Origin of the sequence: Rhizobium sp. BK376 (assembly GCF_004341625.1) — a bacterium.
GTDB lineage: Bacteria > Pseudomonadota > Alphaproteobacteria > Rhizobiales > Rhizobiaceae > Rhizobium.
In genome coordinates, this window is the sequence record NZ_SLZG01000002.1 from 117,081 (window position 1) to 141,730 (window position 24,650).

28 protein-coding genes are annotated in these 24,650 nt (G+C 60.2%); 21 read left to right on the forward strand and 7 right to left on the reverse strand.

Going from position 1 to position 24,650, the window contains the following annotated elements; genetic code table 11:
- Positions 1-27 precede the first annotated feature (27 nt).
- Positions 28-531, reverse strand: a complete 504-nt coding sequence (locus EV561_RS05100; RefSeq protein WP_132518312.1) for a pyridoxamine 5'-phosphate oxidase family protein — start codon at positions 529-531, stop codon at positions 28-30.
- Positions 532-715: 184 nt separating this feature from the next.
- On the opposite strand from EV561_RS05100, the gene EV561_RS05105 reads away from it, so the two are divergent.
- A complete protein-coding gene (locus tag EV561_RS05105) occupies positions 716-1,462 on the forward strand; it encodes a YebC/PmpR family DNA-binding transcriptional regulator (RefSeq protein WP_132518314.1) in 747 nt (248 codons plus the stop codon).
- A 214-nt stretch (positions 1,463-1,676) separates the two neighbouring features.
- Positions 1,677-2,303: a LysE family translocator gene (locus EV561_RS05110; protein WP_132518316.1), complete on the forward strand. Its 627-nt coding sequence runs from the start codon at positions 1,677-1,679 to the stop codon at positions 2,301-2,303.
- A gap of 3 nt (positions 2,304-2,306) precedes the next feature.
- On the opposite strand, the gene EV561_RS05115 is transcribed toward EV561_RS05110, so the two are convergent.
- On the reverse strand, positions 2,307-3,116 hold the full coding sequence (locus EV561_RS05115; protein WP_132518318.1) for an anti-sigma factor: 810 nt from the start codon (positions 3,114-3,116) through the stop codon (positions 2,307-2,309).
- Positions 3,113-3,898: a sigma-70 family RNA polymerase sigma factor gene (locus EV561_RS05120; protein WP_132518320.1), complete on the reverse strand. Its 786-nt coding sequence runs from the start codon at positions 3,896-3,898 to the stop codon at positions 3,113-3,115. Before EV561_RS05120 ends, EV561_RS05115 begins: the two co-directional genes overlap by 4 nt.
- A gap of 294 nt (positions 3,899-4,192) precedes the next feature.
- Here EV561_RS05120 and EV561_RS05125 point away from each other — a divergent pair, with 294 nt between their 5' ends.
- Positions 4,193-5,167, forward strand: a complete 975-nt coding sequence (locus EV561_RS05125) for an MBL fold metallo-hydrolase (RefSeq protein ID WP_132518322.1) — start codon at positions 4,193-4,195, stop codon at positions 5,165-5,167.
- 31 nt (positions 5,168-5,198) lie between these two features.
- Entirely contained in the window at positions 5,199-5,642 is a 444-nt protein-coding gene (locus EV561_RS05130; RefSeq protein WP_245512621.1) for a tetratricopeptide repeat protein, read from the forward strand.
- A gap of 84 nt (positions 5,643-5,726) precedes the next feature.
- Here EV561_RS05130 and EV561_RS05135 read toward each other — a convergent pair whose 3' ends face one another.
- Positions 5,727-6,728 carry an LLM class flavin-dependent oxidoreductase gene (locus tag EV561_RS05135; protein WP_132518326.1) on the reverse strand — a complete coding sequence of 334 codons (1,002 nt, stop codon included), beginning with the start codon at positions 6,726-6,728 and terminating at the stop codon, positions 5,727-5,729.
- 215 nt (positions 6,729-6,943) lie between these two features.
- Here EV561_RS05135 and ruvC point away from each other — a divergent pair, with 215 nt between their 5' ends.
- The 7 genes from ruvC (at position 6,944) to EV561_RS05170 (ending at position 11,096) form a co-directional block, all read left to right on the forward strand.
- Positions 6,944-7,456: a crossover junction endodeoxyribonuclease RuvC gene (ruvC, locus tag EV561_RS05140; RefSeq protein ID WP_132518328.1), complete on the forward strand. Its 513-nt coding sequence runs from the start codon at positions 6,944-6,946 to the stop codon at positions 7,454-7,456.
- Between the two features lie 60 nt (positions 7,457-7,516).
- Positions 7,517-7,771: an AbrB/MazE/SpoVT family DNA-binding domain-containing protein gene (locus EV561_RS05145; RefSeq protein WP_132518330.1), complete on the forward strand. Its 255-nt coding sequence runs from the start codon at positions 7,517-7,519 to the stop codon at positions 7,769-7,771.
- Positions 7,771-8,184, forward strand: a complete 414-nt coding sequence (locus EV561_RS05150; RefSeq protein ID WP_132518332.1) for a type II toxin-antitoxin system VapC family toxin — start codon at positions 7,771-7,773, stop codon at positions 8,182-8,184. The genes EV561_RS05145 and EV561_RS05150 overlap by 1 nt, the downstream gene beginning before the upstream one ends.
- 12 nt (positions 8,185-8,196) lie before the next feature.
- A complete protein-coding gene (gene ruvA, locus EV561_RS05155; RefSeq protein ID WP_132518334.1) occupies positions 8,197-8,811 on the forward strand; it encodes a Holliday junction branch migration protein RuvA in 615 nt (204 codons plus the stop codon).
- A gap of 75 nt (positions 8,812-8,886) precedes the next feature.
- On the forward strand, positions 8,887-9,927 hold the full coding sequence (gene ruvB / locus EV561_RS05160; protein WP_132518336.1) for a Holliday junction branch migration DNA helicase RuvB: 1,041 nt from the start codon (positions 8,887-8,889) through the stop codon (positions 9,925-9,927).
- 73 nt (positions 9,928-10,000) lie between these two features.
- Positions 10,001-10,489 carry an NUDIX hydrolase gene (locus tag EV561_RS05165; RefSeq protein WP_207910503.1) on the forward strand — a complete coding sequence of 163 codons (489 nt, stop codon included), beginning with the start codon at positions 10,001-10,003 and terminating at the stop codon, positions 10,487-10,489.
- A 43-nt stretch (positions 10,490-10,532) separates the two neighbouring features.
- Complete coding sequence (locus tag EV561_RS05170; RefSeq protein WP_132518340.1) at positions 10,533-11,096, forward strand: DinB family protein; 564 nt, start codon at positions 10,533-10,535, stop codon at positions 11,094-11,096.
- On the opposite strand, the gene EV561_RS05175 is transcribed toward EV561_RS05170, so the two are convergent.
- Genes EV561_RS05175 through EV561_RS05185 form a run of 3 tightly spaced genes read right to left on the reverse strand, consistent with a single transcriptional unit; the run spans position 11,065 to position 14,077 of the window.
- Positions 11,065-11,997, reverse strand: coding sequence for an NAD(P)-dependent oxidoreductase (locus tag EV561_RS05175; protein WP_132518342.1), 933 nt, complete (start codon positions 11,995-11,997; stop codon positions 11,065-11,067). The two genes, EV561_RS05170 and EV561_RS05175, sit on opposite strands and share 32 nt — an antisense overlap.
- A complete protein-coding gene (locus EV561_RS05180; protein ID WP_132518344.1) occupies positions 11,994-12,860 on the reverse strand; it encodes a glycosyltransferase in 867 nt (288 codons plus the stop codon). The genes EV561_RS05175 and EV561_RS05180 overlap by 4 nt, the downstream gene beginning before the upstream one ends.
- Entirely contained in the window at positions 12,857-14,077 is a 1,221-nt protein-coding gene (locus tag EV561_RS05185; RefSeq protein WP_132518346.1) for an NAD-dependent epimerase/dehydratase family protein, read from the reverse strand. The genes EV561_RS05180 and EV561_RS05185 overlap by 4 nt, the downstream gene beginning before the upstream one ends.
- Positions 14,078-14,215: 138 nt before the next feature.
- Between EV561_RS05185 and ybgC the strand changes: the two genes are divergently transcribed.
- From ybgC to ftsH, 10 genes are all read left to right on the forward strand, one after another.
- Positions 14,216-14,668, forward strand: a complete 453-nt coding sequence (gene ybgC / locus EV561_RS05190; RefSeq protein WP_132518348.1) for a tol-pal system-associated acyl-CoA thioesterase — start codon at positions 14,216-14,218, stop codon at positions 14,666-14,668.
- 365 nt (positions 14,669-15,033) lie between these two features.
- The gene (gene tolQ / locus EV561_RS05195; RefSeq protein WP_132518350.1) at positions 15,034-15,753 is read left to right on the forward strand and encodes a protein TolQ; all 720 of its coding nucleotides are present in this window, start codon (positions 15,034-15,036) and stop codon (positions 15,751-15,753) included.
- A gap of 24 nt (positions 15,754-15,777) precedes the next feature.
- A complete protein-coding gene (gene tolR / locus EV561_RS05200) occupies positions 15,778-16,239 on the forward strand; it encodes a protein TolR (protein ID WP_132518352.1) in 462 nt (153 codons plus the stop codon).
- Between the two features lie 9 nt (positions 16,240-16,248).
- Positions 16,249-17,547 (forward strand): hypothetical protein, encoded by a 1,299-nt coding sequence (locus EV561_RS05205; RefSeq protein WP_132518354.1) that lies wholly within the window; start codon positions 16,249-16,251, stop codon positions 17,545-17,547.
- A 20-nt stretch (positions 17,548-17,567) separates the two neighbouring features.
- Positions 17,568-18,002 (forward strand): hypothetical protein, encoded by a 435-nt coding sequence (locus tag EV561_RS05210; RefSeq protein WP_132518356.1) that lies wholly within the window; start codon positions 17,568-17,570, stop codon positions 18,000-18,002.
- A 20-nt stretch (positions 18,003-18,022) separates the two neighbouring features.
- The gene (gene tolB / locus EV561_RS05215; RefSeq protein WP_132518358.1) at positions 18,023-19,330 is read left to right on the forward strand and encodes a Tol-Pal system beta propeller repeat protein TolB; all 1,308 of its coding nucleotides are present in this window, start codon (positions 18,023-18,025) and stop codon (positions 19,328-19,330) included.
- A 145-nt stretch (positions 19,331-19,475) separates the two neighbouring features.
- On the forward strand, positions 19,476-20,009 hold the full coding sequence (gene pal, locus EV561_RS05220) for a peptidoglycan-associated lipoprotein Pal (RefSeq protein WP_132518360.1): 534 nt from the start codon (positions 19,476-19,478) through the stop codon (positions 20,007-20,009).
- A 180-nt stretch (positions 20,010-20,189) separates the two neighbouring features.
- Positions 20,190-21,233 carry a tol-pal system protein YbgF gene (ybgF, locus tag EV561_RS05225; protein WP_132518362.1) on the forward strand — a complete coding sequence of 348 codons (1,044 nt, stop codon included), beginning with the start codon at positions 20,190-20,192 and terminating at the stop codon, positions 21,231-21,233.
- Entirely contained in the window at positions 21,223-22,566 is a 1,344-nt protein-coding gene (tilS, locus tag EV561_RS05230; protein ID WP_245512591.1) for a tRNA lysidine(34) synthetase TilS, read from the forward strand. Before ybgF ends, tilS begins: the two co-directional genes overlap by 11 nt.
- A 125-nt stretch (positions 22,567-22,691) precedes the next feature.
- Positions 22,692-24,635, forward strand: coding sequence for an ATP-dependent zinc metalloprotease FtsH (ftsH, locus tag EV561_RS05235; protein ID WP_132518364.1), 1,944 nt, complete (start codon positions 22,692-22,694; stop codon positions 24,633-24,635).
- Positions 24,636-24,650: the final 15 nt, after the last annotated feature.

The window sequence follows — 24,650 nt, forward strand, 5'->3', positions numbered from 1 at the left end:
GGGATGTGATGCGGTTGTCAGTTTCGATCAGGCGAACTGCAGATGCCGCTTGATGCCGACGTCAGGCGTCTTTTCGTCGTCGAGATTGGCCTTGGCGATTTCCCAGCCGAACTTCAGCTTGCTCCCGGTCGAGACCCAGATTTCGGCATCGTCCACATGCATGGCAAGCATGGTCAGGTGGGGGTCCTTCTTGCCGTCATCGTACCAGGCAGCGACGATCGAGCTCCAGTACTGGTCGATGCGGGATGGATCGGGCCGCACCTCGATGCTGCCGGCGAGGCATGCGTGATAGTCGTGATCCTTGCCGACGAGGCAGAAATGCGCACGGGTGCCGGGCTTGATGGCGCGTGCGATGTCCGCGTCGGTCTTGGTATAGAACCAGATCGTGTTGGTCGTTGGATCGGCGTGCGGGGCCATGGGCTGCATATGCATTCCGGAGCCGTCGATACCCAGCATTCCGGCGTGAACGTTGTCTACCTGATCCCAGAGCTGTTGCGCCGGATGTTCGCGTGCTTCACTGAAGCTGGCCATGGCTTTCCCTTTCCGTAGCGTATGAGGTTCGGTTCAAAACGTCAGGTAGCTGGCTTTGTTCCCCGGCTTTCGCAATGGCGAGAATGCGGTGCTGCGACGCGCATTTCCGGCTTTTTACTTGAATGCCGGCTGCTTCGCTTTTATAAGGCGGCCCATTCCGAAAATAAGACGTGACAGGGGTGCCATGGCTGGCCATTCACAGTTCAAAAATATCATGCACCGCAAGGGTCGGCAGGACGCGGTCCGTTCGAAGCTGTTTTCCAAGCTCGCACGCGAAATCACGGTTGCGGCCAAGAGCGGTGTTGCCGATCCGACGATGAACGCGGCTCTGCGTCTCGCCGTGCAGAACGCCAAGGCGCAGTCCATGCCGAAGGACAATATCGACCGCGCCATCAAGAAGGCCGCGGGCGCCGAGGGCGAGAACTACGATGCGGTCCGCTATGAAGGCTACGGCCCGGGCGGCACGGCGATCATCGTCGAGGCGCTGACCGACAATCGCAACCGCACAGCCTCCAACGTTCGCTCGATCTTCTCCAAGGCGGGCGGTGCGCTCGGGGAAACCGGCTCGGTGTCCTTCTCCTTCGACCATGTCGGCGAGATCACCTACAAGCTTTCCGTCGGCGACGCCGACAAGGTCATGGAAGCTGCCATCGAGGCTGGCGCCGATGATGTCGAAACCGATGAAGACGGCCACTACATCACCACGGGTTTCGAGGCGATGAGCGAAGTTGCCAAGGCTCTGGAAGCCACGCTCGGCGAAGCAGAGACGGTCAAGGCCGTCTGGAGAGCACAGAACAACGTGCCTGTTGACGAAGAGCGTGCGCAGTCGCTGCTGAAGCTGATCGACAGCCTCGAAGATGACGACGACGTCCAGAACGTCTATTCGAACTTCGAAGTTTCCGACGAGGTCATGGCCAAGCTTTCCGCTTGATCGACGTTTAGGATTGAGTTCACAAGGGCCCTCGAAGTTTGCTTCGGGGGCCTTTTGTTTCGATTGGCAACCGGGTCCTCCGTGCCAATCGCATCGGCATATCCGCGCAGGCGAGAAATTGCGCTTGCGCAGGCGGATCGAAATCGGCTCAAGATGAGGGATTGCACCGCGCTGCCGTTTCCGACAATCGGCGCGTGTCGCCGAGGAGGATGAAATGATCGATACAGCCACGCTTGCGACCTATGTTCTCGTCGTGATGGGTCTGATGCTGATCCCGGGTCCCGCCGTTCTGCTGGTGCTGGCGCGGGCGACGACCGGTGGGCGGTCGATCGGGTTTGCGTCCGGGCTCGGCATTGCGACCGGCGATCTCGTGCATACGATCATGGCGACCTTCGGCCTCTCCGCCATTCTCGCGACATCGGCGCTGGCTTTCAGCATCGTGAAATATGCGGGCGTCGCCTATCTCGTCTATCTCGGCCTGAAGGCAATCACCGAAAAGTCCGGCCGTCTCGATCTCCCGACCACGCGGCCGATCAGTGCCGGCAAGGCATTCCGGCAGGCGATCCTCGCCGAAATTCTCAATCCGAAAACGGCGCTGTTCTTCCTCGCCTTCCTGCCGCAATTCGTGCATCCGGCAAACGGCCCGGCCATCCTGCAGTTTGCCGAGCTCGGCATCATCTTCGTGCTGCTCAGCGTCAGCTATACGGCTGTCATCGCCTTGGCCGCAGGCTCCTTCGGCCGCTGGCTGCAGCGCAATCCCGGCATCGGGCGCTGGCAGAACAAGGTGGTCGGCGCCGTCTATGTCGGGCTTGGCCTGCGGCTTGCGCTTCAGGATCGCTAGAAATCACAGCGCCGCCTGGCGGATGAAATCGTCTCGGAAAGCCGCAAGGTCAGACGCACCGACATCTGAGACCGCATAGAAGACAAGGCCGCCGCCGGACCATCTCACGACATTGTAGCCCTCATGCGTGTCGGCGGTCTCCGCTTCCGGCTTATCGGGCCAGACGAAGACGTTGATGATATGGGCGCGGCGCTTGTAGATCAGCGCAGCGACGACCTTGCCATCGATATAATCGACACGGCCGCCGACCAGCGGAAAGCCTTGCGGGGCCAGATCGACGACAGGCGGCGAGAAATCGATCTTGCCGTCGAACCAGGGTTTGACGGTATGCTGGTCCGATGTCAGCACGTCGGTCAGATGGTTGGCGAGCAGCGAGCGGATATGGCTCGCCAACACCTCGTCCTGGATCGGCAGGTTTCCGGTCGGCGCATTGACGAAGAGAAAAGCGCTTGCGGCCAAAACGCCGAGCGATGGAATGAAGCTCCATTCCTTCACATAGCGCAGGCCGCGCGCCCACCAAGTCTCTTGCGCGGATACGCCCCGACGGGCGTTTGCACGCGAGCGGCTTTCCTCGGCGATGGCATCGAGCAGGGTGGAGCGAACGGCAGATGGCATCGGCCATTTTACCCCATCCCGTCTCGTCAGCCGTCTCATGGTTTGAAGTCTTTCCAGTTCCGCAGTGCAGTCGGGGCAGGTGGCAAGGTGGCTCTCGAATTGTGCGGTGTGCACGGAATCCAGTTCGTCATCGACGAACCCGTGCAACATGATGCTCCATTCCGGGCAGCTTCCCTTGTCGGCATTCTCGTCAGTCATTTCGTCTTTCCATTGTCTTCAGTCAGGCGCCATGCGTCCGCAAATTCCTGGCGCGCTCTCGCCAGCCTTGACATGACGGTGCCGATCGGCACGTCGACGATCTCGGCGATCTGGCGGTAGGAGAGGTCTTCCAGTTCCCGCAGCACCAGTACCTCGCGCATGGCTTCGGGCAAGGCGCTGATCACCTTGCGGACGCGCAGCGATTCCGTCGTATGGATCATCGACATTTCCGGAGTGTCTTCCTCAGAGGCTACTTCGAAATCGGACGATCGCTCGCCGTCGGCTTCCGTCTGGCCTGGCATTGGGATCTCGACGCGGGACTTGCGCCGCTTTTCGATCAGCCAAGCGTGATAGCAGTTGCGCACGATGCTGAAGATCCATGCGCGTGGATCGCCGCCGCGATATCCACCGAAGCTGCGGCAGGCCCTGAGGAAGGCGTCCTGCAATATGTCCTGTGCCGCATCCTGATCCCGGCTGAGAAAACGCGCGAAATTATAGGCGGCGTCCATGTGAGGCACGATGGTTTGGCGAAAGCGGCGCATCACGTCGGCTTCGTCTGCACCATTGCCGGCTTCGGCGCGTGCCCGTTCCCCGATGTCCGTATCGGCCGTCGTGTCCAGTATGGCCAGAATGGTTTCTCTGAAAGTCGACAGCGCTCTTGCCGGCCCGTCATTCAGGACCGAACGGGCAAATCGCGACGTCGCCGCGCCGAGGTCGCCAAAGAAGGCGAGGAGGGGACGATGGGCAAATGATGTCGAATACGCGAGAGGGGCGTTTGTCATCCTGTTTCCCGAGCTGCGTCGAGGGAGAATAGGCCTCGGATCTGCGAAGGTGCAATGCTGGCTTCATAAGCTAGATCGATGAGGCGCCGCTTTTATTCCATCTAGAACTAAATTTTTTCGATTGTTCTGCGGTGCAGGCAACCGGCGATAAAATTCTGCCTTTTATTTCAGCAAGATAGCAAAAAACTTTGCGGGGTTCGGAATAAATCGACGGCGGCTGCGATCTGGTTTCAGCAGTGGGGCGAAATGCTGCTCCACGCCGCAGACCCCATAATTATCCGAGGAGACATCACAATGTTCAACATGACACGCCGCGCCGTTTTGGGCTCGGCCGCAGCGGCGGCCGCGTTCGGTCTGTCATCGAAGCTCGAATTCGTGGCGCCGGCTTTCGCCGAGACGCCGCTCGAGCCGACCGTCGGCTTCTATCGCTACAAAGTGGGCAACGTGGAAGTCACTGCGATCTACGACGGCATATGGCGCAAGCCGCATGATCCGAAATTCATCCGCAATGCCTCCATCGAGGACACGAAGGACGCGCTTGCCAAGGCAGGCTTGACCACGGAATTCATGCCGATCCCGCTCACCGTCGTCGTTCTCAAGATGGGCGATCGGCTGATCATGATGGATGCCGGCTCCGGCGTCGGGCAGTGGCAGGCAAACGCCACGCATCTGCCGGCCAACATGGCGGCGGCCGGCATCGACTACAAGAAGATCGATACGATCATGATCTCGCATTTCCATCCGGACCATGTCTGGGGACTGATGGAGAAGGGGACGAACGACGCGGTATTCCCGAATTCCGAGCTGATCGTCAACGCCGCCGAATTCAACTGGTGGACCGATCCGGCCCGTCTGGACAAGCTCGCTCCCGATCGCAAGCCGGCCGGCAAGCGCATCGCCGACGTCTTCCCGAAATGGAAGAACTGGAAGCTCGTCAACGACGGAGCCGAAGTCGCCCCAGGCATCCGGTTGGTATCGGCGCCCGGCCATACGCCTGGCCACTCCGTCTACATGGTTGATGCTGGGAGCGACCAATTCATGGTCTCGGCTGACATCATGTACGTGCCGGCTCTGCTTGCGCCGCATCCGGAATGGCAGGGCGCCTATGACCAGGACGGGCCGATGGCCGTCGATACCCGCCGCAAACTGATCGACCGGGTGATCGCAGACAATATCAAGATCTGCGGTTCCCATTTTCCGTTCCCGGGAACGGGGACTTTCGTGAAGGACGGCAATTCCTACGGGTTCACGCCGGTCCTTCAGAGCTGATCGATAAAGGAGAACGATCATGAGAGAATTTATGCTGAGCGGTAAGCTCGTCGCAGCCCTCATCATCTGCATCGCGGCCGCTGCCCCGGCGCTTGCCGTCGACAACATCGAATCATCCGATGCTCCGGATCTGACCTCCGTTCAGGCCAAGATCGCGGCGAAGGATTATTCGGGAGCACTGACCGAGCTTCAGGGCATTGCGCAGACCACGCAGCAGGCCGACGTCTACAATCTGATGGGCTTCACGCTTCGCAAGACCGGCGACTACAAGACGTCGCTCACCTACTACACCAAGGCGCTGGAACTGCAGCCTGACCACAAGGCTGCCCGGGAATATCTCGGCGAACTCTATGTCGAGACCGGCGACATGGCCAAGGCCAACGAGCAACTGGCAACGCTGCAGAAGCTTTGCCCAAGCGGCTGCGAAGAACTGGACGATTTGCGAAAGGCCATAGCTGCCAAGGGGGCTAGCTAATATGGCCGGGGGCAGGCGGGAAACCGCCTGCCCCAACTTGCTTCAAGCTATATTTGCATAAAGCCTGTTGCGCGGAGCGGCGGATCAGGCCGCCGTCTTTTCAAACACATCCAATCCCGCAAACAGCTCGACCGATTTCAGCCGCGCCTCGATATCGTGGATCGGCATGGAGAGGATCACCTCGTCGGCCTGCGTTTCCTTCAGGAAATTATTGAGTTTGGCTTCCGCGGTCTTCGGCGAACCGACAACGGCGTAGCGCAGGGTGTGCTCGACATTGAGCTTTTCCATCGGCGACCAGAAGGCGTCCATGTCCTCGATAGGCTTCGGGAATGGGCCGCGCACGTTGCGGCGCAGGTTCACGAACTGCTGTTGGGCCGAGGTGAAAAGGCGCTGCGCTTCAGCGTCGGTATCAGCCGCAGCGGCCATGGCGCCGACCATCACATAGGGCTTGTGGAGCGTTTCCGAAGGCTTGAAGCGGTCGCGATAGATGGCGATCGCATCGATAAGAGAATCCGGCGCGAAGTGGGAGGCGAAGGCATAGGGCAGGCCGAGCGCGGCGGCCAGATGGGCGCTGTAGAGGCTGGAGCCCAGGAGCCAGATCGGAATGTTGGAATTCGTGCCAGGAACGGCGAGGATCGACTGATTGTCGCTTGCCGGGCCAAGCAGATGTTGAAGTTCGACGATATCGTTCGGAAAGCTTTGGGCGCCGGCATCAAGGTTGCGGCGCAGGGCCTGGGCCGTACGCATGTCCGTCCCGGGCGCCCTTCCGAGGCCGAGATCGACGCGGCCCGGAAACAGGGCTTCCAGCGTGCCGAACTGTTCAGCAATCGTCAAAGGAGCATGGTTCGGCAGCATTATGCCGCCCGAGCCGATGCGGATATGCTTGGTTGCCGCGCCGACATGACCGATCACGACAGAGGTTGCTGCGCTGGCGATGCCGGGCATGCCGTGGTGTTCAGCGAGCCAGAAGCGCCTGTAGCCGAATTCCTCAGCTTTCTGCGCCATGCGTTTCGAGCTTTCGAGGGATTGGGTGACGCTGGTGCCTTCGGCAACGGGCGAAAGATCGAGGATGGAAAAGGGAACCATGGCAAAACCTGCACTATGAAGGGAGAAGCGATCGTCGTTCTCATGTAGGATGACAAATCATCTTTTCCAAAGGAAGATTTGACAAAACTGTCCAAAAATATGTCGGCGGCTGCATTCGCCTTCTCGTTCAACCGGCCAAGCTTCAGTGGCTGGGAGTGTTTTTGTTTTGTTCACATTTTGCTGGCACATCAATAGGCCGAACGATAGGGTAAACCATGCAAAATACGATTCGCATCATCGGTATCGATCCCGGGCTGCGCAGAACCGGCTGGGGTGTCATCGATACGCTCGGCAATTCATTGCGCTTCGTTGCCTCAGGGACCGTCACATCGGATGGCGAGATGGATCTCGCCTCGCGCCTTTGCCAGCTTCACGATGGGCTTGCCGAGATCGTTCACAGCTACAAGCCTGATGAAGCAGCGGTCGAGCAAACCTTTGTCAACAAGGATGCCGTTGCGACCCTGAAGCTCGGCCAGGCCCGCGGCATCGCCATGCTGGTTCCCGCGCGGGCCGGCCTTCAGGTTTCCGAATATGCGCCAAATGCTGTCAAGAAAGCGGTCATCGGCGTCGGCCACGGCGAAAAGCAGCAGATCCACATGATGCTGAAGATTTTGATGCCGAAGGTGGAGTTCAAGGGCAATGACGCCGCCGACGCCCTGGCGATCGCCATCTGCCACGCCCACAATCGTGGCGGTAACCGGATGCGCATGGCGGCGCTTGCCGGATAGTTTGTTCTTGACTTGTTCCGATGGTAATGATAATTCTTACCGAGTAATCGGAGCTGTTTGATGCGTGTGACATCCAAGGGACAGGTGACAATTCCGCGTGATCTGCGCGAACTGGCGGGAATTGAGCTCAACAGCGAGGTCATTTTTTCCATCGAGGGCGGAAAATTGGTGCTGTCTCCCAAGAATGGGAAAAGCGAAATCGAGGATCGGCAACGGCTCGATCGTTTTCTGGATACGCTGAAAAGACTCGAGGGAACCGGCGATCCCGATATCGATGCCGAGGCCTTGATGTCCATGACGCGCGATCGATCATAATGGTGACGATCGTCGATACCAATGTCCTTGTGGATCTGACCACGACCGGATCTCCTTGGCATGCCTGGTCGCGCGGGCAGGTGGTTTCCGCGTTTCGGCGGGGGCCGGTCGTGATCAATCCGATTATCTATGCTGAATTTTCCGTCCGCTATGACGATATCGAGGAGGTTGAGCGCATTCTGCCGCAGGATGAGTTCAGGCGGGAAAACCTGCCATGGCCCGCGGCTTTCGCGGCGGCGGCGGCCTTTCGCGTCTATCGCTCGTCGGGTGGCGGGCGCGAGCGGATTCTTCCCGATTTTCTGATTGGCGCTCATGCTGCGATCAGGGGTTATGCAGTGTTGACCCGCGATCCAAAAGGTTACCGCTCCTATTTCCCGTCGCTTGACCTCGTCACTCCCGAAACCCATCCCTGAGGGACCAATTTCATGATCGGCAAGCTGAAAGGCACTATCGAAGAGATCGGCGAAGACCATGTGCTCGTTGATGTACATGGCGTCTGCTATGTCGCTTTCTGCTCGGCGCGCACCTTGTCGAAGCTCGGATCGGCCGGTGAGGCCTGCATTCTCTTTATCGAGACCTATGTCCGCGAAGACCAGCTGAAGCTCTTCGGCTTTATGACGGCGCTGGAGCGGGAGTGGTTCAACATTCTGCAGGGCGTTCAGGGCGTGGGTGCGAAAGTTGCCCTGGCAATCCTGTCGACGCTGACGCCGCCTGAACTTGCAAACGCTATTGCCCTGCAGGACAAGGCCGCAGTCTCTCGCGCTCCGGGAGTGGGGCCGAAGGTCGCCCTTCGCTTGGTGACGGAACTCAAGAACAAGGCGCCCGCCTTTGCCGGCGAGGCGATTAATATCGGGCTGAAGCAGGAACTCGGCGAAGGGGTTGCATCCGCTCCTGTTGCCGACGCCGTCTCGGCGCTCACAAATCTCGGCTATTCCCGCGACCAGGCGGCAAATGCGGTCGCCGCCGCGATGAAAACGGCAGGCGAGGGAGCCGACAGCGCCAAACTGATACGCTTCGGGTTGAAGGAACTTGCGCGGTGAATTCGTTTCGACGCATCGAATTCCTTACTATAGTAAGGGTGCTGTCGAGATTATCGAAGGAATGGAACTTCTGACATGAATGAACCCGCCCGCCTGATATCGCCTGACAAGCGCGGCGAAGACCTAGATATGACGTTACGGCCACAGTCGCTGGACGAATTCACCGGACAGGCGGAGGCGCGCGCCAATCTCAAGATCTTCATCGAGGCGGCCAAGAATCGTGGCGAGGCGCTGGACCATGTGCTCTTTGTCGGTCCTCCGGGTCTGGGCAAGACGACGCTTGCGCAGATCATGGCGAAGGAACTCGGCGTCAATTTTCGCTCGACCTCCGGCCCGGTCATTGCCAAGGCGGGTGATCTGGCAGCGCTTCTCACCAATCTCGAGGAACGCGACGTCCTCTTCATCGATGAAATTCACCGGCTCAATCCGGCGGTCGAGGAAATCCTCTATCCGGCGATGGAAGATTTCCAACTGGACCTGATCATCGGCGAGGGGCCAGCGGCGCGGTCCGTCAAGATCGACCTTGCCAAGTTCACGCTGGTCGCTGCCACCACCCGTCTCGGCTTGCTGACGACGCCGCTGCGCGACCGTTTCGGCATTCCGGTGCGCCTGAGCTTTTACACCGTCGAGGAGCTGGAACTGATCGTGCGACGTGGTGCGCGGTTGATGGGGCTTGGCATGACTGATGACGGCGCCCGCGAGATTGCGAGACGGGCTCGCGGCACGCCGCGTATTGCCGGCCGTCTTCTGCGCCGCGTGCGCGATTTCGCGGAAGTGGCGCGGGCTGAGGCGGTGACGCGCGAGATTGCCGACGAGGCGCTGACGCGGCTGCTGGTGGACAATGTCGGTCTCGACCAGCTCGACAAGCGCTATCTCAACATGATCGCGGTCAATTTCGGCGGCGGTCCTGTCGGTATAGAGACGATTGCCGCAGGGCTTTCCGAGCCGCGGGATGCGATCGAGGATATTATCGAGCCCTACATGATCCAGCAGGGTTTCATCCAGCGGACGCCGCGCGGCCGCGTGCTGACGGCGATCGCGTGGAAGCATCTTGGGCTTCAGCCGCCGAAAGATCTGGAGGCGGCGCAATTCCGAATGAATCTCGACGATGAGTAAGGCCGCAAGCCGACCGGCCAAGGGCAAATCGGCTGCGGGTAAGGTGAGCAAGGCGCAGGACCTGCGCATCCGCATGAAGTTCAAACCGGATCGCATTTTCCAGATGCGCATCGCCGGGCTCGGTTTCCGCGACGGACATGTGCTTGTCCATCGCGCCACGCACGAGCCCTTCTGGACCTTTCCGGGCGGCCGAGCTGAGGTTGGCGAGACCTCCGAGGAAACGCTGAAGCGGGAGATGGTCGAGGAGCTTTGCGCCGAAGTCTCTGTCGAACGGCTGCTGTGGTCGGTCGAGAACTTCTTCGACTATGAAGGCAAGCAATGGCATGAGCTCGGTCTCTATTACCTGATGCATTTGCCCGAGCATTTTCCCTTTCGATCCGGCGAGATCGTGCACCGGATCAAGGACGGCAAAAGCGAACTCGAGTTCAAATGGGTGCCGGCCACGCGCGCCTCGCTTGCTGCGCTCGATATCCCGCCCTACTTCATCGCCGACGAGATCGAGAACCTGCCGCCGACGCCGCGTCATCTTGTCTGGCGCGATGGCGACCTGGATATCAAGTAACCGAACGTTTCGTCATCAGAGGCGGAACATTAAGGGGTTGAGCATGTCGGATTTCGATCCATGCAGGGTATTCCGCAAGCTGGCCTATAACAATGCGCTGGCCAATTTCCGGCTGCATCAAGCCTGTTCCGAGCTCGGTCCCGGCGAATTCGAAGCGATCCGCACGAGCTTCTTCCCGTCGCTCAAGGCGACTTTCAACCATATTCTGACCGTGGATTGGTTTTATGTCGATGGGCTCGAGGGCGGCCAGCTCGGGCCGAAGGCATTCCAGATCGAAGAACCCTGCGAGACCATGGCTTTGCTGGCGGAGGAGCAGGCGAAGGTCGACCGTCGGCTCCTCTTGCTCTGCGAGAATTTGAACCCCGACAGGCTTTCCGGCGTCGTCGATCTCAATCGCGGCAATCGCATTCAACAGGAGCGGATGGAGGATGTACTCAGCCATCTCTTCCAGCACCAGACGCATCATCGCGGTCAGGTGCATGCGATGCTTTCGGGGAGCAGCGTGAAGCCGCCGCAGCTAGACGAGTTCATCGTTGCCGACGACGCCCGCTTTCGCGGAAAGGAACTCACTGCATTTAACTGGAACGAGACGACGCTGATGCGCTGAGTGGCGGCAGGATTGCCGGAAGTTTTGTTGCCAGCGTGCGGATCGTTGTGCGCAGCAACTCCTCGCCGCCGCTCGTCCAGCCCAACGCCCGGATCTTCGCCGTATCCATTTCGCTGACGATGCCTTCGGGGGCCGGCGCAGGAAGGGCGCTCGGACAGTCGGTTTCATGCTGCAACAATTTCAGTATCTCGTGGGTCTCGGTCAGCAGGTCGGAGATGTTGAAGATCTCACGGTCGATGCGTCCGGTCTCCGTTTCCAGCACCATGCGGACGGCCCGGGCCAGATCGCGCCCATGCACTTCGGTGCCCGCCCGTGCGGATACGGATTGTCCACTGAGATAATCGGCGAAAAGATCGTCCCATTTATTGGGGCTTAGGTCGCCGTAAACGCCTGTGGCGCGCAGGATGACGGGCGCAAAGCCCGGTGCTGCAAGCGTCAGCAGCGCGCGCTCGGCATCCAGCTTCACCTGCCCATAGAGCGTGTTCGGGGTCGGCTTCATGCTTTCGCAAAGCACCTCGCCGGCGAGCCGGTCGCCATAGACGGCGCGGGAGGAGATAAAGACGCAACGACGAATGCCGGCTCGCTGTGCGGTTTCGAAGAGCTTGATCGTGCCGTCGAGATTGAGGCGGCGAAACTCGGCGGGATCGTCACCTTCCCCGCCCCGATATTTGCCGGGAATATGGCTGAAGGCAGCGTGGACAAAGAAATAGGCATCGTCAAAAAGGCAGCTTTGGTCTTCCCGCGGGTCCAAGGTCATCGGCAGGAAGGTTACCGGCTTCGAGAAGAAGCCCGAATCCGGCCTGTTGCGGCCACCGACGATGACCGAATACCCGGCAGCCAGAAGGTCCTCGACGATGTAACGACCGACGAGACCCGTTCCACCCGATACGAAGACTTTCATGCGGCCTCTTTCGGATTGGCGAATGCGGCGACGTCTGGAACATCATGGCCGGCATAGAAACGCTGCCACAGCTCGATCAACGGCTTCAACTTGTCGACCTTGGGATGATTCTCCTCCCATGGCTTCTCGTATTGATAGTGCAGGACCGAAATGCTGTGCCAGTCCCAAAGAGCCGGCATGGTGAACCATACATATTGCAGCATGTTCATGAAGACCGGCAGGCCGTGCCAATCCGGGAAGAATGTCTCGAGAAAGGTCTGATCCGTCCGACGCCAGAAAGCACCCGGACGATCGATCATGCGCAGCATGTCGTTGAACGTCGCCAGCGAAGGGTGCGCAACGAAGACGCCTGAGTTCATGCGATGGAAGTCCGCCATGCTCTCATAGACATTGGGAGCGGCGGAGAATTCCGGATAGTCGAAGAGCTTGTCGATGTTCTTCAGCACCAGCGCGTCGGCGTCGATGAAGACGCAGGCGCGGTAGTCGATCAGCTGCCAAAGCCGCAGCTTGCAGAAATTATCGAGCGGAGAATGGAAGGCCGGCTTGCGACCCTTGGTAAAGGGTGCTGCGGCATGGAGGTTGCCGCGCGTATGGCGTTCGTTGAATTCGTCGGAAACCGGCAGGTGCTCGACCTCGACGAGGCGACAGCCCAGCTCTTCCAGCGGCACCAGATCGCGATCCTCCACTCCTGCCGTATGCAGGACGACGATATCCGCAACAGTATCGGTGTGCCGGATGGAGCGCGCCAGCGCGACCGCGCCCATGGCATAATCGGCATTCGTCACAAGCGTCACAAAGGCATGGCGGGCCTGCGCTGTCGTGCGCGGCCGGACACCCTGCAGGATTTCGCTTCCGAACATCATGAGACGGATTTCAATCTTTTGCCTTCGGGATCGTGGTTGACGGTCGCCGCGAGATCCTTCGTCCAGGCCGAGACGGCCGGAACGCGCGAACGGTCGACGCGGTATGCATATTTCTTTGCTACATCGACGATCTCATCGAGGAGACCGGCCTGAAGCGTGGTCGGTTCAAGGCCGAGGCCGAGGAATTTTTCGTTCTTGACGATGAGTTCGTTTTCAGGGGCTTCCTTGCGCGGATTGGGCAGCCAGGCGATCTCAGCGCCCGTCAGCTTGGAAATCATCTCCGCGAGGTCACGGACGCGGTGCGTTTCCGTCATCTGGTTGAAGATTTCGACGCGGCTGCCGCGAGCGGGCGGGTTCTTCAGCGCAAGCTCGATGCAGCGGACGGAATCCTGAATGTGGATGAAGGCGCGGGTCTGGCCGCCGGTGCCATGCACCGTCAGCGGGTAGCCGATCGCCGCCTGGATGAGGAAGCGGTTGAGCACCGTGCCGTAATCGCCGTCATAGTCGAAGCGGTTGATGATCTGCGTGTGGCGGCGGGTCTGCTCCGTATGCGTGCCCCAGACGATGCCCTGATGCAGGTCGGTGATCCTCAGGCCGTCATTCTTGGCATAGAACTGGAACAGCAGCTGATCCAGGCACTTGGTCATGTGATAGATCGAGCCGGGATTGGCGGGATAGAGGATTTCCTGGCTGACCGAGCGGCCGTCCGCCGTCTCGATGCCGACAGGCAGATAGCCTTCGGGAATAGCCGCGCCGACGGTCGAATAACCATAGACGCCCATGGTCCCGAGATGGACAAGGTGCGAATCGAGATTGAGCTCGACCAGCGCATTGAGCAGGTTGTGCGTCGCGCTGACATTGTTGTTGACGGTGTAATTCTTGTGGCGGTCGCTCTTCATCGAATAGGGAGCGGCGCGCTGTTCGGCAAAATGCACGATCGCATCTGGGCGATGCTCGGCCAGCCACTTCTTCAGCAGTTCGTAGTCCTTGGCGAGGTCGATCAAATTGAAGTGAATGCGGCGACCGGTCTCGGCATGCCAGATGCGCGTGCGCTCCTGGATGGAATCCATTGGCGTCAGCGACTGGACGCCAAGCTCCGTATCGATCCATCTGCGGGAGAGATTATCGAGGATATGGACATCGTGGCCGGCGTCGGAGAGGTGCAGGGATGTGGGCCAACCGATAAATCCGTCTCCGCCCATAACCGCAATTTTCATAAGTTCGTCTCCTTCTGCGCATCGATCGCTATCCGGCACGTTCCCGGATAGTCAGGAATTATGACATTTGTTGAACGCTTGCCTGATGAACTGTCTTCCGTCAAAGAAGGTCCCCAGATTTTTTCGGAGACGGCAAGAATGAACAGCCCCTTCCTGATCGCCGGGGAGTTGACATCAGGCGGACACCGGTTGCTGCAGCGAGTCTATTACGAAGATACGGATTTTTCCGGCCTCGTCTATCACGCCCGGTACCTGCATTTTCTCGAGCGCGGGCGCACCGATTACCTGCGTTGCCTGGGCGTGGAGCAGCGGGAACTCATCGGCGCGGATGAAGAAGGCCTGGTTTTCGTCGTCCACCGCATGGAGATCGATTTCAAATCGCCGGCGCGGATGGACGATGTGCTGACGATCCACACCTCCACGGAAAAGGCAGGCGGCGCAAAGATGGTGCTCTCGCAGGAGATCCGCCGCGACGGCGCCCTGCTGATCGCGGCAAAGGTCATCATCGCCGTGATCAATGCCAAGGGGCGCCCGCGACGTTTGCCGGAGGCGCTGGCGCAGCAGATGCTGGTCGCGTCGAAAGAGGGGTAGTCGCGAAAAGCGGGCCGCGTCGCAAATCGTTCTTGTTAAAACTTGATTTGCGAAGGAATTCCCGCGCTGCAGGAAATGGTCTGGAACCCCTGCTGTTGCGACCCGGTCTTGAGCGGTCGCCTTGCAACTGTAGTAATTCCGTCACGGGACACTAACAATCTTTTAACCATAATAGTGTCTTAATAGCAAAGTCAGGGTTTGTGCGGCGCACGCCTTCCTTTGACCAAATTTGACGGCAAGAAGGCAGTTGTAGCTTGGAGGCTTGACCAGGGCGTTTCGGTGGCAGCTGCCAGACATTTCTTGCGAGATCAGTTTTGTGCCGCCCGGTCTAGCGCCGGGCGTTTGGATTCGAGGATTTTGGATCAATGGAACAAGTTGGATTGGCAGCAGTAACAAGTGACGTGACGCTGTGGTCGCTGTTCATGCAGGCGGGCCTGGTCGTCAAGATCGTCATGCTCGGCCTGATCGCCGCGTCCGTGTGGACCTGGGCGATCGTCATCGACAAATACCTGGCCTATGGGCGTGCGCGCCGCCAGTTCGATCATTTCGAGCAGGTTTTCTGGTCCGGCCAGTCGCTGGAGGAACTCTATCGCACGCTTTCGGAGCGGACGAATACCGGCCTCAGCGCCATCTTCGTCGCCGCCATGCGCGAATGGAAGAAATCGTTCGAGCGCGGAGCACGGTCGCCGATCGGCCTGCAGATGCGCATCGATCGCGCCATGGATGTGACGCTCGCACGAGAGTCCGACCATTTCGGCGCTCGTCTCGGCTCGCTCGCGACCATCGGTTCCGCGGCGCCGTTCATCGGTCTTTTCGGTACGGTTGTCGGTATCATGACCTCGTTCCAGGCGATCGCCGGTTCGAAGTCGACCAACCTTGCGGTCGTCGCACCTGGTATCGCGGAAGCGCTGCTCGCGACCGCAATCGGCCTCGTCGCCGCTATCCCGGCCGTTATCGCCTACAACAAGTTCTCCGCTGACGCCGGCAAGCTTTCGGGCCGGATGGAAGGCTTTGCCGACGAGTTCTCCGCGATCCTGTCGCGCCAGATCGACGAAAAGCTGCAGCCGCGCCAGGCCGCACAGTAACGGCCGCAAAGAGGAGAGACGCTGATGGCAATGTCGGTTGGAGCAAAGGGTGGTGGCGGTGGGCGTCGCGGCGGACGCCGTCGAGGCGGTCGTGGCGGTGGTCCGATTTCCGATATCAACGTGACGCCGCTCGTCGACGTCATGCTCGTGCTTCTGATCATCTTCATGGTGGCAGCGCCGATGATGACGTCGGGCGTGCCGATCGATCTGCCGCAGACCCAGGCGGGGGCCCTCAACGCCCAGACGCAGCCGATCACCATCTCGGTGAAGGGCACGGGCGAGGTCTTCATTCAGGAGACGGCGATCCCGGTCACGGAGATTGCCGCCAAGCTGCAGGCGATCGCCACGACCGGCTATAACGAGCGCATCTTCGTGCGCGGCGACGCAGCGGCTCCTTACGGGGTGATCGCCGACGTCATGTCGCGCATCCAGGAGGCAGGTTACAAGAATATCGGCCTCGTCACCCAGCAGAAACAGGATCATTAACGGACTGACATGAGGGGCAGCGTCGCTACATCCTTTGTACTGCATTGCGTGGTGCTCGTCTGTGCCTTGGTGACCATTGGGGCGCCCCGGACCCTGGACACGCCGGAAAGCGAAGCCATGCCCGTCGATCTCGTTGCTGCGGACCAGCTCCAGCAGGGCGAGAAAACCGCTCCAGTCAAGGATCATGCCGCCAAGAAGCAGACGACCAAGCAGACCCAGGTCGCCAATGCGCAGAATACCGGCGAGAACGATATCGACCTGAAGAACCCGGCAACGCCGAAGGCCCGACCGACCGACGACAATGCTGCGGCGGCGGTGCAGAAGAAGGTCCAGACGCCGGTTCCGAAAGACGATCCGCAGCCGAACGACGTCAAGACGATCGAGCAGCAGGAAACGGATGCCGCGCCGAAGGAAGTGGCCGCCATTCCGCAGCAGCGTCCTGACGTGGCGCCGCCGACGCCAACACCTCCGCCCACGCCGAAGGCTGATCCGACGCCGCCGACACCCACGCCGCCGACGCCGCCAACCCCGCCGAAGGCTGACACGCCGCCTCCGCCACCGACCCAGCAGCCGGCTGAAATCACCGTGCCGGACAATATTCCGCTGCCGGAGGTGAAGCCACAGGCTCAGCCGCAGCCGCCGAAGACCGCGGACAAGACGCCTGACGTCAAGCCGGATCCCAAGCCCGAGGTGAAGCCGGAAGCAAAGCCTGCGCCAGTCAAGCCGGATCCCAAGCCGACCGATAAGACGGTGACGCAGAGCACCAACAAGTCGCCCGACGACGGCAAGAAAAATGATGACAAGAAGCGCGAGACCGCCAAGGGATCGACCGCGAAGGACAGCGATTTCAACGCCGACGAGATTGCCAATATGCTCAACATGAAATCTTCGGCTGGCGGTGCGGCCCGTTCCAAGCTGGAGGCCTCGGCCGGCGCGAACACACAAGTCACCTCGACAGGCGGCAAGAAGTCGGCCGGTGGCGGCAAGCTGAGCCAGAGCGAAATGGACGGGCTTAAGGGCCTGATCCAGGGCAACTGGAATGTCGTTGCGGGCCTTGAGGGTGCTTCCGAAGTCCGTGTCAGGATCGTCGTCCAGCTCGATCGGTCGGGTAACGTCATCGGCGACCCGCAGATTACGGCGACTGGCGGTCCCGCGGGAACCCAGGAGGCGATCAAAAGCAGCGCCCAGCGCGCGATTATGCGCTCGGCGCCGTTTAAGCCCGATCTGCTGCCTGCGGATAAATACGACGGCGATAATGGCTGGAACCAACTGGTGCTCAATTTTGATGCGAGCGATCTGGGGCTGTGATGCGGGGAGCTCGGCGACATATGAACGGACGCTCCGCCCGCATACTGACCGCGCTTTGCGCCCTGATTATTTTCCTGCCCTTTCACGTTTTTGCCGCAGAGCCGGTCCACAAGCCGGTGCACCATGCACAAGCGAAGCATGATGCCGCATCTAAGCAGGCCGAAGTGGACGCGTTCCGGAACCAGATTCTTGAACACTGGTCACTGCTCGCAGGCCTGCCTGGTGCTGACAAGGTTCATGTCCGTGCGCGCGTCAAGTTAGATCCCTCCGGAAACCTCAGAGGCAATCCGGACATTACGGCGACCGGCGGTCCCGAAAATACCCGCAAGGCGCTCATGATGAGCGCTTACCGATCCATATTGAAGGCGGCCCCATTCCACGGCCTGCCTCGCGATAGATACAACGACTGGCGTGAAATCGTTGCCGAGTTCAACGTCAGCGACTTTGCGCTATAATGCTGAAAGGCTTGGCCCATATGTTAAAAAGTTCCCTCGTTCGTGTCCTCCTGGTGCTGACAGGTCTGATGGCCGCCTATGTCTCTCCGGCTTATGCAGTCGTCGAGATCAACATCAATAAGGGCAATGTCGCGCCGCTGCCGATCGCGGTCACGGACTTCCTGTCCAATGGCGATATCGGTGCCAAGGTCTCGCAGGTCGTTGCCGCCGATCTTAAGCGCTCCGGACTGTTTGCGCCGGTCGACAAGGCCGCCTTCATCGACAAGATCAGCAATTTCGACGCGGCTCCGCAGTTCCAGAACTGGCGCACGATCAATGCCCAGGCGCTGGTGACCGGTCGCGTGACGCAGGAAGCCGATGGCCGCCTGCGTGCCGAGTTCCGCCTTTGGGACACCTTTGCCGGCCAGCAGATGACCGGCCAGCAGTTCTATACGCAGCCGGAAAACTGGCGCCGCGTCGCCCATATCATCGCCGACGCGATCTATGAGAAGATCACCGGCGAAAAGGGCTATTTCGATACCCGCGTCGTCTTCGTCGCTGAAAGCGGAACGAAGACTGCTCGCAAGACGCAGCTTGCCATCATGGATCAGGACGGCTTCAACGTCCGCACGCTGACCGATGGCAGCGATCTCGTCTTCTCGCCGCGCTTCTCGCCGAACCGGCAGGAAGTCACCTACATGTCCTTCGCCAACCAGCAGCCGCGCGTTTACCTGCTGCAGCTGGAGACGGGGCAGCGCGAAGTGGTCGGCAACTTCCCGGGCATGACCTTCTCGCCGCGCTTTTCGCCGGATGGGCAGAAGGTCATCATGAGCCTTCAGCAGGAAGGCAATTCCAACATCTACACGATGGACCTGCGTTCGCGCACGACCACGCGCCTGACCTCGACGGCGGCCATCGACACGTCGCCGTCCTATTCGCCCGATGGCAGCCAGATCACTTTCGAAAGCGACCGCGGCGGCAAGCAGCAGATTTACATCATGAACGCCGACGGCTCGAACCAGCATCGCGTTTCGTTCGGTGATGGTTCCTATTCAACGCCGGTCTGGTCGCCGCGCGGCGATCTGATTGCCTTTACCAAGCAGTCCGGCGGTACCTTCTCGATCGGCGTGATGAAGCCTGATGGCTCGGGCGAGCGCCTGCTGACCTCAGGCTTCCACAATGAAGGCCCGACCTGGGCACCGAATGGCCGCGTGGTCATGTTCTTCCGCGAAGCCCAGGGAGCCAGCGGTCCGCAGCTCTACTCGATCGACCTGACAGGCTACAACGAACAGCTGATCAAAACCCCCGGATTTGCTTCGGACCCGGCCTGGTCGCCGCTTCTCGAGTAGTTGTCCACAGCTGTGCCTCTTTCTCGCCGCAAAGTGCTGTGAGGGACGGGGTAGCGGTTTGTTAACCATAATTGTTGAGCGCGGATTAACCGAAAGCAGTTACTGTCTGGAAACCCTAATACTGAGTCGTAAGGAGAGAACGGCCATGAGCCGAATTGACACCCCGGCCGCAAGCCGCATGCAGAATTTCGCCCGTAATCCGATCATGATCGCGCTGTTCGTCGGCCTTTCTCTGGCCGGTTGCGCTTCCAAGAAGAACCTTCCGGGCAGCGCTGGGGATCTTGGCCTGAACGGCGCTGGCGCCGCAACGCCCGGTTCGCCGCAGGACTTCACTGTCAATGTCGGCGACCGCATCTTCTTCGATACCGACTCCTCGTCTATCCGCGCGGATGCGACGCAGACGCTCGACCGTCAGGCTCAGTGGCTGGCCCGTTATCCGAACTACGCCGTTACGGTTGAAGGCCATTCGGATGAACGCGGTACCCGCGAATACAACTTCGCGCTCGGTGCCCGCCGCGCAGCTGCTGCCAAGAACTACCTGGTTTCCAAGGGTGTTCCGGCCAATCGCCTGAAGACGATCTCCTACGGCAAGGAACGTCCCGTCGCGACCTGCGACGATATTTCCTGCTGGTCTCAGAACCGCCGCGCTGTCACCGTGCTCAACGGCGCCGGTTCCTGATAAGCTTAACAGTTTCGAAAGATGCGAAAGGCGGCCCCTGTGGCCGCCTTTGTCGTTTGCACGCGCTCGTTTACTTTTTTGACCACACTTTGGCCGAACTCCGTTGCTTTTTGGAAGCAATTGTAAAAATCTCCTGCACGCGCCGATGGCGCGAAGAATCACGGAAACAGGACGTTACATATGAGAAATCTGGTCGTGGCCGGCATGCTTGGTCTGGCGATGGTCGCCGGAAGCGAGAGGAGCGCAAACGCCTTGTCGCTGTTCGGCATGCACATCGGACCGCGCAACGAGCAGCAGGCGCAACCGGTTCCGGCAGCGCCGCTCAATCAGCAGGCGCCCGAGGGCCAGCCCACGATCATGGTTCAGAGCAGCGATGCGGAAGTTCGTCTCCAGCAGCTCGAAGATCAGATGCGCCAGCTGAACGGCCGCGTCGAGGAAATGAGCTACCAGCTTCTGCAGATGCAGGAGCAGATGCGCAAGACGCAGGAAGACAATGAATTCCGCTTCCAGCAGCTCGAAAAGAAGGGCGGCGGCGGTGGCGCGGCGACCAACAGCGGCGGCGCGATGAAGAAGAGCGATGCAACGCCGCCTGCGGCAGCCGGTGGCCAGCAGGACGATGTTGCCGGCGTGATCGGCTCCTCGCAGGGTAATGCTGCTGGCGGCAGCGATATGCCCGATGCCGGGGGACAGCAGGGAAGTGGGCTCGGCAAGCCGCCGGGCCAGCTCGGCTCGATCCAGTTCGACCAGAACGGCAAGCCGGTCGGTGGCGGCGTCAACAGTCAGGCCAGCGTTGGGTCCGGTCCCGCGCCAGCTGCCGACTCGACGCAGACCGCCTCGCTCGGCAGCGAAGCCGACACCTATAAGGCCGCTTATGGCCATGTTCTGTCCGGCGATTATGGCGTCGCAGAGCAGGAGTTTCGCCAGTATATCGCCAGCTACCCGAATAGCGCCCGTGCGCCCGATGCCAACTTCTGGCTGGGCGAAGCGCTGTACTCGCAGGGCAAGTATAATGACGCGGCAAAGACATTCCTGAATGCCCATCAGAAATACGGCACCTCGGAAAAGGCGCCGGAAATGCTGCTGAAGCTCGGCATGTCGCTTGCGGCACTCGACAACAAGGATACGGCTTGCGCAACCATGCGCGAGGTCACCAAGCGATACCCGAAGGCCTCGAAGGCCGTCACTGCCAAGGTTGCCAGCGAAGAAAAGCGGCTTGCCTGCTGATCCCATTCCGGCATCTGCCGTAAGCGCGTTCGCACTGCCCGAAGACGCAGCGGCCGATTTTCTCAATCGTATCCGCCGACCGGCGCATATTCTTGTCGCCATTTCCGGAGGCAGCGATTCGACGGGTCTCCTCGTCGCACTTGCCGACAGGCTGAAGACCTTTTCCCATCCTGACATTACTCTTTCTGCCGCCACCATCGATCACGGCCTGCGCGCTGAATCCGGCGCCGAGGCTGAGACTGTCGCGGCGCTCTGCTCCCGCCTTGGTATTGCCCATCGGACGGGCCGTTGGGTTGGCGAGAAGCCGAAGAGCGGGATCATGGCCGCCGCAAGAGAGGCGCGCTACGGGCTGCTTGCCGATATCGCGGCCGAAATTTCCGCCAACGTGATCGTCACTGCCCATACATCAGACGACCAGCGGGAAACGCTCGCCATGCGCGCGGCCCGCACTGTATTCGAGGACGGTGCCGGAACGGGGATCGCCGATGCCGTTCTCTTCGACCGACGGATCTGGATCGTGCGCCCCTTCCTGGGCTGCCGCAGGAGCGATATCCGCGACTATCTGTCCAGGCAAAGCATCGGCTGGATCGACGATCCCAGCAACGAGGACCCGCATTACGAACGGGTGCGTATCCGGAAGTCTCTCGCAGAACAGACGGACGGTCGGATCGACGGGCCAGACGCCCGCGAAGTAGAGCGTACCGCGTTGTCGGCTGCGGCCGCTGGCTGGCTCGCAGCCCATGTCACCGTGCATGGCTGCGCGCTTGGCGAAATCCGCTCCGAGGGATTGAGGGCTGACGCCAAACTTCTCCGTTACGCCCTCTCCAACCTTGCCGCTGTCTTCGGCGGTCGGGCCTTTCCTGCCGGTCGTGACCGTATGGATCGCATTCTGGATTTCCTGGCTGCGGGCATTGCAGGGCGCCGGACGGCTGCCGGCGTCGTCTTCGACCTGCGCAGGGACGGGCTGTTTCTGATGAGGGAGAGCAGGGGTATCGCACCGCTCACTGTGGCACCTGGAGAGGCAGCCATCTGGGACGGCCGGTTCGAGGTTACCAATCGTGGCCGTTACACCATTCGCGTTGAGCCCAAGGCCGATGTGGGCGCCGATTTATTTCCGAAAAATTTGCCGAAGGGCGCCATTCGTCGCGCCGGCGCAGCATTACCGGAGATTCGGGCTATCGATGGAATTCCAAGGGGTTGGGCAGGCTCTGATGTGACCGTTTCGCCGTATTTCGCGCCATTCGACCGCTTTTTGACACGATTCGATCTCATGTTCGCCGATCGTTTGGCCGTTTCTTTTGGAAGAACACCGTATTTATGTCCGCCGCTTTAAGGGTTATTGACGGAAAACGCATCCGACAGTGTGGATTGCCTTGGCAATGGCACAGCGTAATCCTATGTTAGAGGCCAAGTATAGCAGCCGTCAAAAGGCGGGCTGTGTCAGTGCTGGGGAGTTCAATGAACCCTAATTTTCGTAATTTCGCTCTGTGGGCAATCATAGCCTTGCTGTTGATTGCCCTTTTCAGCATGTTCCAGACTGCGCCCGCGCAGACGGGGTCCCGGGAAATTCCTTACTCGCAGTTCCTGCGGGAAGTTGATTCCGGCCGCGTTCGCGACGTGACGGTGACGGGCAACCGCCTTGTCGGGAGCTATGTTGAAAACGGAACGACCTTCCAAACCTATGCTCCAGTTGTGGACGAAACTCTGCTCGATCGGCTGCAGACCAAGAATGTCACGATTGTCGGCCGTCCCGAATCCGACGGCTCTTCGAGCTTCCTGAGCTATCTCGGCACGCTGCTGCCGATGCTCCTGATCCTCGGCGTCTGGCTGTTCTTCATGCGGCAGATGCAAGGCGGATCTCGAGGGGCAATGGGCTTCGGCAAATCCAAGGCCAAGCTTCTGACGGAAGCGCATGGTCGCGTCACCTTTGAAGACGTTGCTGGTGTTGATGAAGCCAAGCAGGATCTCGAGGAAATCGTCGAATTCCTGCGTGATCCGCAGAAGTTCCAGCGGCTCGGTGGCCGCATTCCGCGCGGTGTCCTGCTCGTCGGCCCTCCCGGCACCGGTAAGACGCTGCTTGCTCGCGCGATCGCCGGCGAAGCAAACGTGCCCTTCTTCACCATTTCCGGTTCCGACTTCGTCGAAATGTTCGTCGGCGTCGGTGCAAGCCGTGTACGCGACATGTTCGAGCAGGCGAAGAAGAATGCGCCCTGCATCATCTTCATCGACGAAATCGACGCCGTCGGTCGCCATCGTGGCGCCGGTCTTGGCGGTGGCAACGACGAGCGCGAACAGACGCTCAACCAGTTGCTGGTCGAGATGGACGGCTTTGAGGCCAATGAAGGCATCATCCTGATCGCTGCGACAAACCGTCCTGACGTTCTCGATCCGGCGCTGCTGCGTCCGGGCCGCTTCGACCGCCAGGTCGTCGTGCCGAATCCCGACATCGTCGGCCGCGAACGTATCCTGAAGGTGCATGCCCGCAATGTTCCACTGGCTCCGAATGTCGATCTGAAGACGCTTGCCCGCGGTACGCCCGGCTTCTCCGGTGCCGACCTGATGAACCTCGTCAACGAAGCTGCCCTGATGGCCGCCCGCCGCAACAAGCGTGTCGTCACCATGGCCGAGTTCGAAGACGCCAAGGACAAGATCATGATGGGCGCCGAGCGCCGTTCTTCGGCCATGACCGAGGCGGAAAAGAAGCTCACGGCCTATCACGAAGCCGGTCACGCGATCACGGCGCTCAACGTCGCCGTCGCCGATCCGCTGCACAAGGCAACGATCATTCCGCGCGGCCGTGCACTCGGCATGGTCATGCAGCTCCCCGAGGGCGATCGCTACTCGATGAGCTACCTGTGGATGATTTCGCGCCTATGCATCATGATGGGCGGCCGCGTTGCGGAAGAACTGACCTTCGGCAAGGAGAACATCACCTCGGGTGCGTCCTCCGACATCGAGCAGGCAACCAAGCTTGCCCGCGCGATGGTCACGCAATGGGGCTTCTCCGACGAACTGGGTCAGGTCGCCTATGGCGAGAACCAGCAGGAAGTATTCCTCGGGCATTCGGTTTCGCAGACCAAGAATGTTTCGGAATCCACGGCACAGAAGATCGACACCGAAGTGCGTCGCCTGATCGACCAGGCCTACCAGCAGGCGAGGGACATCCTCACTGAAAAGCACGACGAATTCGTTGCGCTGGCCGAGGGTCTGCTGGAATACGAGACGCTGAGCGGCGAAGAGATCAAGGCGCTCATTCGTGGCGAAAAGCCGTCGCGCGATCTCGGCGACGACACGCCTCCGAGCCGCGGCTCTGCGGTTCCGAAGACGGGCGCCAAGAAGGACGGTCCTGTCGGCGCCAAGGGCGAAGAGCCGGAAGGCGGCTTCGAACCGCAGCCGCATTGACCGCGGTATTCGGTT

What these genes read in the sequence shown, in the direction of transcription:
- EV561_RS05100 (WP_132518312.1), bottom strand. Translation starts at nt 531, where the DNA reads ATGGCCAGCTTCAGTGAAGCACGCGAACATCCGGCGCAACAGCTCTGG.
- EV561_RS05105 (WP_132518314.1), top strand. Translation starts at nt 716, where the DNA reads ATGGCTGGCCATTCACAGTTCAAAAATATCATGCACCGCAAGGGTCGG.
- EV561_RS05110 (WP_132518316.1), top strand. Translation starts at nt 1,677, where the DNA reads ATGATCGATACAGCCACGCTTGCGACCTATGTTCTCGTCGTGATGGGT.
- EV561_RS05115 (WP_132518318.1), bottom strand. Translation starts at nt 3,116, where the DNA reads ATGACTGACGAGAATGCCGACAAGGGAAGCTGCCCGGAATGGAGCATC.
- EV561_RS05120 (WP_132518320.1), bottom strand. Translation starts at nt 3,898, where the DNA reads ATGACAAACGCCCCTCTCGCGTATTCGACATCATTTGCCCATCGTCCC.
- EV561_RS05125 (WP_132518322.1), top strand. Translation starts at nt 4,193, where the DNA reads ATGTTCAACATGACACGCCGCGCCGTTTTGGGCTCGGCCGCAGCGGCG.
- EV561_RS05130 (WP_245512621.1), top strand. Translation starts at nt 5,199, where the DNA reads ATGCTGAGCGGTAAGCTCGTCGCAGCCCTCATCATCTGCATCGCGGCC.
- EV561_RS05135 (WP_132518326.1), bottom strand. Translation starts at nt 6,728, where the DNA reads ATGGTTCCCTTTTCCATCCTCGATCTTTCGCCCGTTGCCGAAGGCACC.
- ruvC (WP_132518328.1), top strand. Translation starts at nt 6,944, where the DNA reads ATGCAAAATACGATTCGCATCATCGGTATCGATCCCGGGCTGCGCAGA.
- EV561_RS05145 (WP_132518330.1), top strand. Translation starts at nt 7,517, where the DNA reads ATGCGTGTGACATCCAAGGGACAGGTGACAATTCCGCGTGATCTGCGC.
- EV561_RS05150 (WP_132518332.1), top strand. Translation starts at nt 7,771, where the DNA reads ATGGTGACGATCGTCGATACCAATGTCCTTGTGGATCTGACCACGACC.
- ruvA (WP_132518334.1), top strand. Translation starts at nt 8,197, where the DNA reads ATGATCGGCAAGCTGAAAGGCACTATCGAAGAGATCGGCGAAGACCAT.
- ruvB (WP_132518336.1), top strand. Translation starts at nt 8,887, where the DNA reads ATGAATGAACCCGCCCGCCTGATATCGCCTGACAAGCGCGGCGAAGAC.
- EV561_RS05165 (WP_207910503.1), top strand. Translation starts at nt 10,001, where the DNA reads ATGAAGTTCAAACCGGATCGCATTTTCCAGATGCGCATCGCCGGGCTC.
- EV561_RS05170 (WP_132518340.1), top strand. Translation starts at nt 10,533, where the DNA reads ATGTCGGATTTCGATCCATGCAGGGTATTCCGCAAGCTGGCCTATAAC.
- EV561_RS05175 (WP_132518342.1), bottom strand. Translation starts at nt 11,997, where the DNA reads ATGAAAGTCTTCGTATCGGGTGGAACGGGTCTCGTCGGTCGTTACATC.
- EV561_RS05180 (WP_132518344.1), bottom strand. Translation starts at nt 12,860, where the DNA reads ATGATGTTCGGAAGCGAAATCCTGCAGGGTGTCCGGCCGCGCACGACA.
- EV561_RS05185 (WP_132518346.1), bottom strand. Translation starts at nt 14,077, where the DNA reads ATGAAAATTGCGGTTATGGGCGGAGACGGATTTATCGGTTGGCCCACA.
- ybgC (WP_132518348.1), top strand. Translation starts at nt 14,216, where the DNA reads ATGAACAGCCCCTTCCTGATCGCCGGGGAGTTGACATCAGGCGGACAC.
- tolQ (WP_132518350.1), top strand. Translation starts at nt 15,034, where the DNA reads ATGGAACAAGTTGGATTGGCAGCAGTAACAAGTGACGTGACGCTGTGG.
- tolR (WP_132518352.1), top strand. Translation starts at nt 15,778, where the DNA reads ATGGCAATGTCGGTTGGAGCAAAGGGTGGTGGCGGTGGGCGTCGCGGC.
- EV561_RS05205 (WP_132518354.1), top strand. Translation starts at nt 16,249, where the DNA reads ATGAGGGGCAGCGTCGCTACATCCTTTGTACTGCATTGCGTGGTGCTC.
- EV561_RS05210 (WP_132518356.1), top strand. Translation starts at nt 17,568, where the DNA reads ATGAACGGACGCTCCGCCCGCATACTGACCGCGCTTTGCGCCCTGATT.
- tolB (WP_132518358.1), top strand. Translation starts at nt 18,023, where the DNA reads ATGTTAAAAAGTTCCCTCGTTCGTGTCCTCCTGGTGCTGACAGGTCTG.
- pal (WP_132518360.1), top strand. Translation starts at nt 19,476, where the DNA reads ATGAGCCGAATTGACACCCCGGCCGCAAGCCGCATGCAGAATTTCGCC.
- ybgF (WP_132518362.1), top strand. Translation starts at nt 20,190, where the DNA reads ATGAGAAATCTGGTCGTGGCCGGCATGCTTGGTCTGGCGATGGTCGCC.
- ftsH (WP_132518364.1), top strand. Translation starts at nt 22,692, where the DNA reads ATGAACCCTAATTTTCGTAATTTCGCTCTGTGGGCAATCATAGCCTTG.